General features: G+C 73.4%; 12 protein-coding genes. 3 read left to right on the top strand and 9 right to left on the bottom strand.

The features are described from left to right. The first annotated feature begins 27 nt into the window (after positions 1–27). From AB0E24_RS21910 to AB0E24_RS21900, 3 genes are read left to right on the top strand one after another with little or no spacing between them, the layout of a single operon-like run. Positions 28–654, top strand: coding sequence for a 2Fe-2S iron-sulfur cluster-binding protein (locus AB0E24_RS21910; RefSeq protein WP_069872296.1), 627 nt, complete (start codon positions 28–30; stop codon positions 652–654). Continuing rightward, positions 651–1,649 (top strand): FAD binding domain-containing protein, encoded by a 999-nt coding sequence (locus tag AB0E24_RS21905; protein ID WP_079256214.1) that lies wholly within the window; start codon positions 651–653, stop codon positions 1,647–1,649. The genes AB0E24_RS21910 and AB0E24_RS21905 overlap by 4 nt, the downstream gene beginning before the upstream one ends. Next, the gene (locus AB0E24_RS21900; RefSeq protein WP_359379149.1) at positions 1,646–3,751 is read left to right on the top strand and encodes a xanthine dehydrogenase family protein molybdopterin-binding subunit; all 2,106 of its coding nucleotides are present in this window, start codon (positions 1,646–1,648) and stop codon (positions 3,749–3,751) included. The genes AB0E24_RS21905 and AB0E24_RS21900 overlap by 4 nt, the downstream gene beginning before the upstream one ends. A gap of 200 nt (positions 3,752–3,951) precedes the next feature. On the opposite strand, the gene AB0E24_RS21895 is transcribed toward AB0E24_RS21900, so the two are convergent. From AB0E24_RS21895 to AB0E24_RS21855, 9 genes are all read right to left on the bottom strand, one after another. After that, complete coding sequence (locus tag AB0E24_RS21895) at positions 3,952–5,172, bottom strand: S1 family peptidase (RefSeq protein WP_359379147.1); 1,221 nt, start codon at positions 5,170–5,172, stop codon at positions 3,952–3,954. A gap of 109 nt (positions 5,173–5,281) precedes the next feature. Beyond that, positions 5,282–6,412, bottom strand: a complete 1,131-nt coding sequence (locus tag AB0E24_RS21890; RefSeq protein WP_359379145.1) for an LLM class flavin-dependent oxidoreductase — start codon at positions 6,410–6,412, stop codon at positions 5,282–5,284. Positions 6,413–6,414: 2 nt separating this feature from the next. Beyond that, entirely contained in the window at positions 6,415–7,482 is a 1,068-nt protein-coding gene (locus tag AB0E24_RS21885; RefSeq protein WP_359379143.1) for an ABC transporter ATP-binding protein, read from the bottom strand. Continuing rightward, entirely contained in the window at positions 7,479–8,546 is a 1,068-nt protein-coding gene (locus AB0E24_RS21880; RefSeq protein WP_100808361.1) for an ABC transporter ATP-binding protein, read from the bottom strand. The genes AB0E24_RS21885 and AB0E24_RS21880 overlap by 4 nt, the downstream gene beginning before the upstream one ends. Beyond that, positions 8,524–9,444, bottom strand: coding sequence for an ABC transporter permease (locus AB0E24_RS21875; protein ID WP_359379140.1), 921 nt, complete (start codon positions 9,442–9,444; stop codon positions 8,524–8,526). The genes AB0E24_RS21880 and AB0E24_RS21875 overlap by 23 nt, the downstream gene beginning before the upstream one ends. Next, positions 9,441–10,460, bottom strand: coding sequence for an ABC transporter permease (locus AB0E24_RS21870; RefSeq protein WP_359379137.1), 1,020 nt, complete (start codon positions 10,458–10,460; stop codon positions 9,441–9,443). The genes AB0E24_RS21875 and AB0E24_RS21870 overlap by 4 nt, the downstream gene beginning before the upstream one ends. Continuing rightward, positions 10,457–12,034, bottom strand: a complete 1,578-nt coding sequence (locus AB0E24_RS21865) for an ABC transporter substrate-binding protein (protein WP_359379134.1) — start codon at positions 12,032–12,034, stop codon at positions 10,457–10,459. Before AB0E24_RS21865 ends, AB0E24_RS21870 begins: the two co-directional genes overlap by 4 nt. A 415-nt stretch (positions 12,035–12,449) precedes the next feature. Further along, entirely contained in the window at positions 12,450–13,385 is a 936-nt protein-coding gene (locus AB0E24_RS21860; RefSeq protein WP_359379132.1) for a DsbA family oxidoreductase, read from the bottom strand. Next, positions 13,382–13,792 (bottom strand): RrF2 family transcriptional regulator, encoded by a 411-nt coding sequence (locus tag AB0E24_RS21855; RefSeq protein ID WP_069872321.1) that lies wholly within the window; start codon positions 13,790–13,792, stop codon positions 13,382–13,384. Before AB0E24_RS21855 ends, AB0E24_RS21860 begins: the two co-directional genes overlap by 4 nt.

The following is a 13,792-nucleotide window of genomic DNA, read 5'->3' as shown; positions in this document are numbered from 1 at the left end:
ACCCCAGCGGGGCGGCCGCCGCCGAAGATGCGGGGCGCCCACCCCGATGCCAGGCTGAGTGATGTGACAGCTCACACGTTCCACAGCGACTTCACGCTGCGTATCAACGGTGCTGACCGCCCCCTCACCCTCGACCACCGGGTGACCCTGCTGGACGCCCTGCGCGAACACCTGGCGCTGACCGGGGTCAAGAAGGGGTGCGACCACGGGCAGTGCGGGGCCTGCACCGTCCTGATCGACGGGGAGCGGGTCAACAGCTGCCTGGTGTTCGCCGTGGCCGCCCAGGGCCGTGACATCACCACCATCGAGGGTGTCGCGGGGCTCGCCGCCCCGGCGGAACTCCATCCGCTCCAGCGGGCGTTCCTGGAACACGACGGCTTCCAGTGCGGCTACTGCACACCCGGCCAGATCTGCTCCGCGATCGGCGCCCTCACCGAGGCCGCGCGCGGCTGGCCCAGCCATGTCACCGAGGACATGGCGGCCGGGGCCGGCGCACCGGGTGACCTGGACGCCGACGAGATCCGGGAGCGGATGAGCGGCAATCTGTGCCGCTGCGGGGCGTACCCCGGCATCGTGGCCGCCATCCGCGAGGTGGCCGGGGCCGACGGCGGCGGGGCGCCGGCCCGCGCCGGTGTGGCGGGAGGGGCGCGATGAAGCCCTTCGCCTATGAGCGCGCCACCGACCCCGGGGCCGCCGCCACGCTCGTGGCCGACTCCACCGAGACGGTGTACCTGGCCGGGGGCACCAATCTGGTGGACCTGATGAAGCTCGGGGTGACCGAGCCCGCCATGCTCGTCGACATCACCGGGCTCCCGTACGACACCATCGAGCACCGCCCCGACGGCGGTGTGCTCATCGGCGCGCTGGTCCCGGGCAGCCGGCTCGCCGGGGACCCCGGCATCCGCGAGCGCTTCCCGGCACTGGCCGAGGCGCTGCTGTCCGGGGCCTCCGGGCAGCTTCGGACGGTGGCCACCACCGGTGGCAATCTGCTCCAGCGCACCCGCTGTGTGTACTTCCAGGACGTGACCAAACCCTGCAACAAACGGCGGCCGGGCACCGGCTGTTCGGCCATCCAGGGCCTCCACCGCGACCTGGCCGTCCTCGGCACTTCCGACTCCTGCGTGGCGGGCCACCCCTCCGACATGGCGGTGGCGATGGCCGCGCTCGACGCCGTCGTCCATCTGCGGCGGGTCAACGGCAGCACCCGTACGGTGTCGCTGAACGAGTTCTATCTGCTGCCCGGTGACACACCGGACCGCGAGACGGTGCTCCAGCCGGGCGATCTGATCACCGGGGTCGAGCTGCCACCGCCCCCCGAGGGCGCCGCCATGTCCTACCGCAAGGTCCGCGACCGCTGGTCCTACGCGTTCGCGCTGGTGTCGGTGGCCGCCGTGGCCGCCACCGACACCGACGGCACCCTGCGGGAGATCCGGCTCGGGCTCGGCGGAGTGGGCGCACGCCCCTGGCGGGCCCGCGAGGCCGAGCGGCTGCTGACCGGCCGGCGGCCGACCGGGGAGAGCCTGCGGGAGGCGGCACGGGCCGAGTTCGCCCCGGCGCGCCCGCTGCCGCAGAACGCGTTCAAGATCGACCTGGCCGTGGACGTCATCACCTCGGCCGTGCGCGACCTCGTGGGAGGACAGCGTCGATGACCACGATCCAGCGGACCGTGGGCGCGGAGGTGGCCCGTGTCGAAGGACGCGAGAAGGTCACCGGCACCGCGCTCTACGCCTATGAGTACCCGGTGCCGGACGCCCTGTACGCATGGGCGATCCAGTCCACCATCCCGCGCGGCAGGGTGCGCGCCCTGGACACCGCCGCGGCGCTGGCCCTGCCGGGGGTGGTCGCCGTGCTCGACAGCCACAATGTGTTCCGGCTGCGCCCGACCGACGCCCCCGAACTCGCCGTTCTCCAGTCCCCGGACATCGCCCACCGGGGGCAGATCGTGGCGGCCGTGGTGGCGGACACCTACGAGACGGCACGTCAGGCCGCCGCGGCCGTACGGATCGAGTACGACGTGGACGACCACGACTCCGAGCTGATGGACGGCGATCCGCGCATCTTCGTCCCCGAAACCGTCAACGGCGGTCACCCGGGACACATGGAGAAGGGCGATGTGGAGGCCGCCCTCGCCGCGGCGCCGGTCGTCCTCGACGTCACGTACACCACGCCCCCGGAGCACACCAGCACGATGGAACCGCATGCCACCATCGCGGTCTGGGACGGGGACGACTCGCTCACCCTCTACAACGGCGACCAGGGCCCCTGGATGACGGCCGACAGGCTGGCCGCGATGTTCGGCCTGCCCGAGGGCGCCGTACGGGTCGTGGCCGACCACACCGGCGGGGGCTTCGGCTCCAAGGCGGTGCCCCGCCCGCCCACGGTGCTCGCCGCGCTGGCCGCCCGCGCGGTGGGCCGACCGGTCAAGGTGGCCGCCACCCGGCAGCAGATGTTCACCATGGTCTCGTACCGCACGCCCACCCTCCAGCGCATCCGGCTCGGCGCCGAGCGGACCGGCAAGCTCACCGCGATCTGGCACGACGCGCTCCAGCAGAGCTCCACGCTCACCCCGTACTGCGAGCAGACGGTCACCCCCACCCGCGTCATGTACGCCGCGCGCCACCGCAGGACCGTCCACCGGCTGGCGCAGCTGGATGTGCCGACGCCCTCGTGGATGCGCGCCCCCGGCGAGGCGCCCGGGATGTTCGCGCTGGAGAGCGCGATGGACGAGCTGGCCGTTGAGCTGGGCATGGACCCCATCGAACTGCGGGTGGCCAATGAGCCGTCCGTGGACCCCGAGACCGGTCACCCCTTCAGCAGCCGCAATCTGGTGGCCTGTCTGCGGGAGGGCGCGGCGCGCTTCGGCTGGGCGGGCCGCGACCCCGCTCCGGGGCGCCGCCGGGAGGGTGACTGGCTGGTCGGCACGGGAATGGCGGCGGGCAACTACCCCGCACTCACCCGGCCCTCCACCGCGACCGCCCGCGCCGAGCCCGCCGGAGGCTTCACGGTACGGATCGCCGCGTCCGACATCGGCACCGGAGCCCGTACCGCGCTCACCCAGGTGGCGGCGGACGAACTCGGTGTGGAGATCGACCGGGTCACCCTCGACATCGGCCGCAGCGCCTACGGCCAGGCACCGTGGGCGGGCGGCTCGATGGGCCTCAGCTCCTGGGGGTGGGCGGTGGCCAAGGCGTGCCGGGCGCTGGCCAAGCGGCTCGACGAGCTCTCCGGCGCGCTTCCGCCCGGCGGGCTGGAGGCACAGGGGGACACCACCGAGGACGTCGAGGCGCGCGGGCAGTTCTCGCGCCACGCCTTCGGCGCCCAGTTCGCGGAGGTGCGGGTGGACTCCGTCACCGGCCAGGTGCGCGTCGACCGGCTGCTGGGGATGTTCGCCGCCGGGCGCATCATCAACCCCCGGACGGCGGGCTCGCAGCTGCGCGGCGGGATGTGCATGGGGCTGTCGGCGGCGCTGTACGAAAACCTGGAGACGGACCCGCGGTTCGGTGACTTCGCCAACCACGACCTCGCCACCTATCACATCGCGGCCCACGCCGATGTGCGGGATGTCCAGGCACACTGGCTGGAGGAGGACGACGACGAGCTCAACCCGATGGGCAGCAAGGGCGTCGGGGAGCTGGGCATCGTCGGCACGGCGGCGGCGATCGCCAACGCGGTGTACCACGCCACGGGGGTGCGGGTGCGCGATCTGCCGATCACGGTGGAGCGGGTGCGCGCGGGGCTGTCCACGCGCTGAGCTGCCGCCCGGCCCGTCACGCCTCCTGGGGCGCCGGCCTCTCCGCCTGCCGTGGCTCCTGGGGTGCCGACCTCTCCGCCTGCCGCGGCCTCCGGGGTGCCGAACCGAGTAGCGCGGCCCCGGGCCGTCGGGTCGCGCGAGTGCCGCGGCTCCCGGGGTGTCCCGCGGTGACGGCGCGGGACACCCCGGGTCGCGTGGGTTCAGCCGTTCTCGGCAGCCCCACCGGCGCCGTCCGCGCCCGCGCCGTCTCCGGCGGCTCCGGAGCCGTCGGCGCCACCGCCGTCCGCCGCGCCGCCGCCTCCGGCCGCGCCGCCGTCCCCGATCTGCGCACCGACCGCCTCCAGTGCGGTGGTCACCGGCTGGAAGAAGGTCTCACCGCCGGCGGTGCAGTCACCGCTGCCGCCGGAGGTCAGGCCGATGGCGTTGCCGTCCGCGCTGAACAGCGGGCCGCCGCTGTCGCCGGGCTCCGCGCACACATCGGTCTGGATGAGGCCGCTGACCGTGCCCTCGGGGTAGTTGACCGTCGCGTCCAGACCGGTGACCGAGCCGTCGTTGAGCCCGGTGGTGCTGCCCATACGCTGCACCTGCTGGCCCACCGTGGCCTCGGCGGCCCCGACGATGTCCACGTTCTGGTTCCCGGTGTTCACCGCGCTCGGGGCCTCGGTGTTCGGGTCGTCGTAGGTGACCAGCGCGAAGTCCCCGTCACCGGGGAAGGTGGCGTCCTGTACGGTGCCGATCGCCGCGCCGTTCTGGGAGTCCGACCACTGCTCGGCCGCGACGCCGCAGTGGCCGGCGGTGAGGAACGCGGGGGCGCCGCTGTCCGTGGTGACGTTGAAGCCGAGTGAGCAGCGTGCGCCGCCGCCGAAGATGGCGTCGCCGCCCGCGACGAAGGGCTTGAACTCGCCCGTGGACTTCTTGAGGGTGGCCATGCCCGCGCCCAGCGATTTCACGGTGGACTCGAGGGTGTCCCAGTTGGCCCCGGTGACGGTGGAGTCCGCGGTGACCCGCAGCTCGTTGGTCTTGGGGTCCACCGACCAGGAGGTGCCCGGGATGGTGGCCTTGGTCTTGAGGGTTTTGGCGGCGGTCTGAAGCGACTTGGTGCTGTTCTCGACGCTTCTGACCACCGCCCCGGCGCTCTTGACCTGGACGTTCACATTGTTGTTGGCGCCGACGACATTGACGACGACCCGCTGTTCGTCCTTGTCGTAGTAGGCCCCGCCGAACGCCTCGCCCAGCTGTGACGCGAGCCGCGTGGCGATGTCCGCCGCCGACGCGGCGTCCACCTTCTTGGGCTGGGCCTCGGCCTCGTTGTCGTCCTGTGAGGCGTTTGCGTTGGGCAGCAGTATGGCGGCCGCCGCGATGGCGGCGGCCCCGGCCCCCGCGAACACGATCTTTCGCTTGGGTACCCGTTTATGGCTCAACTCATGACCTCCTGTTGGGGGGTTACGGGATCGGCTCATCCACGACGAGCACGACCCGGCAGTGGGTACGGGCGGCGCATGAGTTGCGTTCAGATGATGGAGGAGATCTTTACGAGCCGCCCCCACCGGCCCGGTGGGCCAGCTCCTGGCGGACCAGCGGCAGCAGTTCACGGCCGTAGCCGACGGCGTCGTCCAGCGGGTCGTAGCCGCGGATCAGCAGGGTCGTGACGCCGATGTCCACATAGTCCAGCAGCGCGTTGGCGACCGTCTCTGGGGTGCCGACCAGCGCCGTGGAGTTCCCGGCGGCCCCGGTGGCGGCCGCCGTCGCCGTCCACAGCGCCCGGTCGTGGCGCTCGCCCCGGGCCGCGGCCGCCAGCAGCCGCCGGGAGCCGACGTTCTGCGGGCCGGCGCCCCCGGTCGTGGGCGAGCCCAGCGTCTCGCGGCCCCACCGGGAGGAGGTGAAGGAGCCCGCCGGGCCATGGGCCCTGATGGTGTCGAGGATCCGGTGCGCCCGCTCCCACGCCAGCTCCTCGGTCGCGCCGAGGATGGGCCGGAAGGACACGCTGATGCCGGGCGGCTCGGCCCGGCCCGCGGCCTTGGCGGCCCGGTGCACGGAGGCGATCTGCTCCGCCGTCTCCGCCAGTGGCTCGCCCCACAGCGCGAAGGTGTCCGCGTGCCTGCCGCCCACGGTGTACGCGGCCTCGGAGGAGCCCCCGAAGTACAGGGGGACGCGCGGTCGCTGACGGGGGCGGACCTCGGCGTGGAAGTCCTCGAAGCGGTAGAAGCGGCCGTCGTATCCGAACGGCTCCTCATCCGTCCACGCCCGCTTCAGGATCTCCAGATACTCGTCGGTGCGGGCGTAACGGTCGTCCTTGGCCAGATAGTCGCCGTCCCGCCGCTGCTCGGCGTCGCGCCCGCCGCTGATGATGTGCACGGCCACCCGGCCACCGGAGAACTGGTCGAGGGTGGCGAACGTACGGGCGGCCAGGGTGGGGGCCACGAAGCCGGGCCGATGGGCCACCAGCAGCCCGAGCCGCTCGGTGTGCGCGGCGACATACGCGGCCACCTGGGCGCCGTCCGGGGTGGCGGAGCCGTAGCCGATCAGCACCCGGTCGAAGCCCGCGTCCTCATGGGCGCGGGCGAACCGCAGCGTGTACTCGGTGTCCACGACCGGACCGCGGGCCGGGTGGATCTCGGACACCTCATGGGTGCCGATCATGCCGATGAACTCGACGGACATCGTCAGCCTTTCTCCGAGGTGCGGGACAGGGCCGGGGGCCGCCCGGCTGCCTTGTGGGTCTCTCCGGCGGCCGCCACCAGCTCCGGCGGCCCCTGCGCGGTGGCCACCAGCCCACGCCACTCGGGCACCCGGTGGCAGGCGGCCGTACGCCCCTCGCCCACCGGGCCCGACGCGGGCGCGGTGCGGCAGGAGCCGATGACGAACGGGCAGCGGTGGGCGAAGACACAGCCCTCACGCGCCGCCCAGGCCGGCGGTTCCGCCGACGGGCGCAGCGCCGCCGCGCCCGGCCCGCCCTCGGCCCGTACGCTCGGCGCGGAGGCGATGAGCAGCGCGGTGTACGGATGCAGGGGCCGGCCGAACACCTCCCGCACGGGGCCCTGCTCCACCACCCGGCCGCGATACAGCACCGCCACCCGGTCGGCGATGCCCGCCAGCGAGCTGAGGTCGTGCGAGATGACCACGACGGCCATCCCGCGCTCGGTGCGCAGCCGGTCCAGCAGCCGCAGCACCCGGTTGCGGTTGGAGGCGTCCAGGGCGCTCACCGGCTCATCGGCGATCAGCAGCCGGGGCCGGGTCACGATCGCCCGCGCGAGCAGCACCCGCTGGCGCTGGCCGCCGGAGATCGCGCCGGGCAGCCGATCGCCGAGGCGCGCCGCGTCCAGGCCCACCGTCTCCAGCGCCTCGTCCACACGTGCGGCGATCTCCGCGCCGTCCAGATCCCCCGCGACGGCGAGCGGCTCGGCCACCGCCCGCCGGACCGTCAGCTCCGGGTCCAGCGCCCGCAGCGGATCCTGGAACGCGTAACTCAGCCGCCCCGAACGGCGGAACGCGCGCAGCGCCCGCCCCCGCAGCCCGGAGATCTCGCGCCCGTCGAAGACCACCCGCCCCGAGCGCGCCGGGACGAGACCCACGGCGGTGCGGGCCAGTGTGGTCTTGCCCGAGCCGGTCTCCCCGATGACCCCGACGATCTCCCCCTCGCCCACGGACAGCTCCACACCGTCCAGCACCGGCCGCGCGCCCCGCCGGCCGAAGGCCACGGTCAGCCCGGAGAGCTCCAGCAGCCCGCTCATACCGCCACCTCCCGGGCGCCGTGCGCACCGGCCCGCGACAGATCGAGCTCCTCGCCGCGGACACACCGCACCCGCCGCCCGTCGGCCGTCTCCCGCAGCGGCACCGGACCGTCGAGGCACTCGGGCGCGGCGAACGCGCAGCGGTCCGCGAACCGGCAGCCCGGCAGCCGCGCGCCCACCTCGGGCGGCGCGCCCGGGATCACCTCCAGCTCACGCCGCTCCCAGTCGTCGACCGTGGCCACGCGCAACAGCGCCTCGGTGTACGGATGCAGGGGGTCGTTCAGCACTCGTTCGGCGGGGCCGTCCTCGACCAGCTCCCCGGCGTAGGCCACCAGGATCCGGTCGCACACCTCGGCGATCACCGCCAGATCGTGGCTGACCAGCAGCAGCGCCAGATCGTGCTCGGCGCGCATCCGGGCCAGCAGCTCCAGGACCTCGGCCTGGACCACCACATCCAGTGCGGTGGTGGCCTCGTCTGCCACCAGCAGATCCGGTGCGCAGGCCACCGCGACGGCGATCAGCACCCGCTGGAGCATCCCGCCGGACAGCTCGTGCGGATGGCGCCGGGCCACCTCGGCGGGGTCGTGCAACCCGACGGCCGCGAACAGTTCGACGGTCCGTTCGGCGGCCCGCGCACGGTCAAGACCCAGCTTCACCCGCAGCACCTCGGACAGCTGGCGCCCCACGGTCAGCGAGGGGTTGAGATACGAGGCGGGGTCCTGGAAGACGGCGCCCACCCGGGTGCCCCGCACACGGTCCCACTCCCGGCGCGACAGCCCGGTCAGCGCCTCGTCCGCCAGCGAGATCTCGCCCTCGGACACCGCGCAGCCGGGCGGCAGCAGGCCGAGCACCGACCGGCAGATGAGGGTCTTGCCGCTGCCGGACTCGCCGACCAGGCCGACGGCCTCACCGCGGCCCACGGTGAAGGACACATCACGGACGGCCGTCAGCCGCCCGGACGAGACGGTGACGCCGAGCCCCTCGACCGACAGCGCGGCCGGCCGGTCGGCGGGCACACCGGGCGTGGCGGACGTGGCGGGGTCAGACGACGGGGAGTGCGGCATCGGCCCGCTCCTTGGTGGTGTCGGGGGAGTCGGTGGTGGCGGGGGCACCGGCGGCCGGGCCCGGGGCGCCGCCGGGCAGCAACTCGTCCGCCCCGGCGTCCCGTACGGCGTCGGCCAGCACATTGAGCGCACCGGCGGTGATGACGATCAGCGCGGCAGGGAACACCGGTGCCCAGATCTGCTGGGTGAGGAAGCCCAGATCGGTGGCGAGCATGCCGCCCCAGGTGGCGGCGGGAGGCTGCACACCGACCCCGAGGAAGGTCAGCGAGGACACCACCAGCAGACATGTGGCCAGCGCATGGGCGGCCGTGACGATGACCGTCGGCAGGACCTTGCTCCAGATGTGGATCCGCAGCACCCGCCCGACCGAGGCGCCGAACAGCTCGGCCGACTCCACGTACGGGGCGTGCCGGAGGCTCAGCGCGGCGGCGCGGGTCATCCGGAAGAACAGCGGGGCGTAGAGCACCCCGAGCGCCAGCATGGCCTGGTGCATCCCGTTGCCCAGGGCGCCCACCACCGCGATGGCGAACACGGTGAACGGCAGCGTCATCAGCGCGTCGACGGCGCGCTGTGCGATCCACTCGCCCACGCGCCCCATCCACAGCGAGGCCAGCCCGGCCGGCACCCCGACCGCCATCGCCGCGGCCACCGCCTCCACGGCGCCCGCCACCGAGCGGCCACTGCCCTCCAGCAGCCGGCTGAGCACATCGCGGCCCAGATAGTCGGTGCCCAGAAGGTGGCCGGGCCCGGGGCCGCGCAGCATGTTCCGGGGGTTCTGGGCCAGCGGGTCATGGGGCGCGAGCCGGCCGCCGAACACGGCCAGCAGCACGATGGCCAGCAGCACCAGCAGCGCCACCTTGGCGTAAGCGGGCCGCCACGCCCGTCGCAGCGTCCTCATCGGCGCGTCACCTCCCGGCGCCGGGCGGCGGGATTCAGCGCGAGCAGCGCCGCGTTGATCGCCACATTGACGACCAGGACCACCGCGATGGTCACCAGCAGCGTCCCCTGGATCACCGGGATGTCGTGCTGCTCGGCCGATTGCAGGGTGAGCTGGGCGAGACCGGGCAGTGCGAAGATCTGCTGGGTGACCACCGCACCGCCGAGCAGCATCGGCACGCTCATCCCGAGCGCCGTGAGCGCGGGTCCCGCGGCGTTGCGCAGGGCGTGGCCGAACACCACCCGGCGGGCGGGCAGTCCGCGCATCACCGCGCCCGTCACATAGTTCTCCCGCAACGTGCCCACCAGCGAGGTGCGCAGCTGACGGGCGATGGCGGCCGCGGCCTCCAGGCTCAGCGCGAACGCGGGCATCACGGTGTACCGCAGCCACTGGGCGGGGTCCATGTCCAGTGGCACATAGCCACCGGACGGCAGCCACCCCAGCTTCAGCGAGAACACCGTGACCAGCGCGATGGCCACCACGAAACCGGGCAGTGTGCCGAGCACGGCGCACAGCGCGGTGACGGCCCGGTCCAGCCGTCCGCCCGCCCTGAGCGCGGCGGCGACACCGGCGGCCCCGCCCAGCACCACGGCGATCAGCAGGGCGAGTCCGGCGATGGACAGATCCACCGGAATGGCCTGCCGGATGCTCTCCGCCACCGGGACCGTGGTGAACCACGAGCGGCCCAGGTCGCCGGTGAAGGCATGCCCCAGCCATGACACGTACTGCTCCCACAGGGGCCGGTCGAGGCCGAACTGATGGTTCATCCGGGCGATATCGGCGGGCGTCGCCGTCTCCCCGAGCACCGCGGCCGCCGGATTGGCCCCGGAGAGCGCGCCGAGGCCGAAGGTGAGGGCGGAGGAGAGCAGGAACACCGTGCCCGCCGTGGCGAGGACGCGGCCGAGCGAACGCGGCAGCCGGGCCGCCCGCACGGCCTTCCCAGGTGTCCGCGCGATCCGCGGAGCGAGGGCGGTCATCCGGCCGTCACCCCCTCGAACCGCTGCACCACGGGAAGCGAGGGGATGGGGGAGACGGAGGAGGTACGGGCCAGGGCGCGCGGCACCGTGTAGAGGAACACATTCGGCATCGTGCGCACCGCCACCGCGGTGGCCGCCCGCAGCACCTCCGGATAGCGCGGCGACTCCAGCGGGGTGCGGCGCACCGCGGCCACGGCCGCGTCCAGTTCGGGCGTGGTACGGCGCGAGGGGTTCATCAGCCCCTCCGCGCCGAAGAGCACCTGCATCGCCTGCACCGGTGACTCCCGCCCGGCGAACTGGTCGAGGTACAGGGCGCGGGAGTGCTGGACGTACACCACCTGGGACGCCCGCGCCTCGGGGATGACCTCGATCCGGGCCCGGAACCCGACCCGGTTCAGCTGCGCCTGCAACTGCTCGGGCGCGCCCTGCGGCTGGGTGGTGGTGATGGTCACCCCGACCCCGTCGTGATATCCGGCCTTCCGGAGCAGTGCGCGCGCCCGCTCCGGATCGTGCCGGTACACCGCGCCGAGCGCCGGGTCGAAACCCGTGTAGCCGGGCGGAAAGGGCTGGTGGTCCACCTCGCCATGGCCGAACTGCTCGCTGTCCAGCAGGGCTTGGCGGTCCACGGCGTACTTCAGGGCCTTGAGGACGGCGGGGTCGTCGAAGGGCTTCATGGCGGTGTTCACATCGAGGACGCGCACCACCATCGACGGGATGAGCTGCACCCTGAAACCGGCCTCACGCGCCGCCTTCACCTGGCTGAACGGAATCTGGGCCACATTGAGCCGCCCGGACTGGAGTGCGGCGAGCGCGGTGGTCTCATCGGGCTTGGGAAACGCCTCGAAGCGCTCGACGGCGATGTGCTCGGCGTTCCAGTAGCCGGGGTCGCGGCGCAGGCTCGCCATGGAGTTCTGGGTGTACGACACCAGCCGGAAGGGGCCGTGGCCGACCGGCCTGGTGGCCAGCCGCGCCTCGTCCGCTCCGAATGCGGCGGGGCTGACCACCATGCCGGTCTTCCCGGCCAGCAGCGCGGGCAACTGGTAGTCGGCCTCGGTGAGTTCGAGGACCACGGTGTGCGGATCGGGGGCCCGTACCGTGTCGATGCTGGTCAGCTGGGAGGCGATCAGGGACTTGGGGTGGTTCTTGCCGCGCTCGAGGCTCTTCCTGACGGCCTCGGCGTTCACCGGGGTGCCGTCGGAGAACCGCAGGCCGTGGCGGAGGGTGAAGGTGAGGCGCCGGCCGTCGGGGGAGTAGCGCCAGGAGGAGGCGAGCGCGGGTTCGGCGGCGCCCTTGGCGTCGAGCTGGGTCAGCCCGGAGTAGACGAGCGACAGCAGATGGACGTCCCAGCCCTTGGAGGAGAACACCGGGTCCCAGGTGGAGGGCAGATCCCAGCCCCAGCGCAGGGTCTCGCCCCCGCCACCCGCCCCGGTCGTGGCCACCCCGCCACAGGCGGCCAGCAGCAGGGAGCCACCCGCCCCCAGGGCGAGTCCGAGCACGGAGCGCCGCCCCGGAGCGGGGTTCGGCGGTGGATCGGGCGGTCGGCGGACGGGGCGTGGCGGGGCGGCGGAAGTCATGGCTGGACGTCGCCTTTCGTGGTGTCAACTACCCCCCTGGCTGCGGGCATATGGCCGCACACGGCCGGGCACGTCGGCGAGGGCACGCGGACGGGCGGCGGTCATGAAGGCCGGAGGCGGTGGGGCCCGGGGAGGAGAACGAGGGGAACGAGGCAAGCGGGAAACGAGGAAAACGGGGCAACCGAGGGGGAACGAGCGGAGCGAGGCGCTCGGGACGCGGCGGATCGCGGAAGGGGGGAGCGGGCGATCAGCGGTCGCGACAGATGGCGCTGGCGGTGCGCCCGAAGTCCACGTATCGGCACACCACACCGGGGTGCGTCGTCAGCATGTGCCCATGGTGAGGGGCGAAGGTCGGCGAAGTCAATGGACACCTTTCGGTGTCTCATTGGCCAAGACGGCTACGACCTGGGGCTTTTCAGCTTGTGCGGGTCATGAGCACGGGATGGGTGGCGGCCTCGTCCGGGTGCAGCCACAGTGGTCCGCCCGCCGTCTCGACCCGTACGGCCGTGCGCGGGGGAGTGGTTCCGCCCGTCAGCAGCGACAGATCGGGCCCGGTCAGGCTGCGGTACTCCGCCAGGGCCGCCTCGGCGTCGATCGGGGTCGGCTCCCAGCGGTGATGGGGAGCCACCGTGCGCAGCGCCGCCGTGTACTCGGCCACGCTCCGCCATCCCGGCGTGGCCACACGTCCGCCGGGGCCGGAGAACACCAACGTGGGCAGTGCGTAACGCACCCCGCTGTCGGTTTCCTTGACGCCTGTGCCATGTGGCCCAGGGGCGTGGAAGGCGGATGCCTCCGGGACGGGGTCGCGGGCCTCGGCGTGGTCCCGCCGGACGGCCGCCACCACCGAGGGCTCGCCCGTCTCCGCGCCCAGCCGCGCCACATCGACACCGTCGAGGCCGGTCAGCGCGGCGCGCACCCGCTCTGCCGTATCGGCTGGAGTACCCAGTACGAACGTGGTCTCGCGCAGCCGCCGCAGCACCCGCTCCGCGGCCGTGGCGCCCTGCCGCTCGGCCGCCTTCGCGGCGAGCGAGGCCGGTCTGCTGGTGGCCGCCACCCACCGCAGCCGCCGGGCGTAGGGCGCCCGTGTGTGGCGGGCGATATCGGCGATATAGCGGCCGTACCAGGCGGTCTCGGCCGCCGGATCGGGGGCCGGGTCGTCGTCCTCGTCGAAGAGGATGCCGAACACCCGGCGCCAGCGGGCCCGCCCCGCGGTGAGGGCCCGCAGAAGGCGGAACGCGGGCTCGGAACCCCATGCCCACGGGCAGGCCGGATCGGTGTACTCCACGATCTCGACGGCGCCGTCGCCATCCGTCCCGGTGCTCCGGGGCCGGTCAGGGCTCGCGGGCGTCATGCCGCCAGCCGTTCGCCGACCAGATCGCTCAGGGCCGTGGAGGTCAGCACCTGGCGTATGTGCTCCTCCATCCCGCGCCACACCCCGGGCAGCCCGGCCGCCGGACCGTGGTAGCCGAGGCCGTCCAGCTGCTCGCCGCGCAGCGTCAGGAACGCCCCGTCCACCGCGAGCACGATGTCCGCGAGTGTCATCTCGGCGGGATCGCGGGCGAGCCAGTAGCCACCCTCGCAGCCGCGCTGGCTGCGCACCAGACCGGCCTGGCGCAGATCGCGGAAGACTCCCTTGAGGAACCGGAAGGGGATGTCCTGGGAGGTCGCTATCGCCTCACAGGTGAGTGGTCTGCCCGCGTCCGCGGCCAGTTCCGCCAGCGCCCGGACCGCGTAGTCCGCCTTCGCCGAGATCTGCAT

Source organism: Streptomyces malaysiensis subsp. malaysiensis, assembly GCF_040653035.1.
Classification (GTDB): domain Bacteria; phylum Actinomycetota; class Actinomycetes; order Streptomycetales; family Streptomycetaceae; genus Streptomyces; species Streptomyces malaysiensis.
The sequence above is the reverse complement of the archived record's forward strand: the minus strand, read 5'-3'. Positions and strand labels throughout refer to the sequence as shown.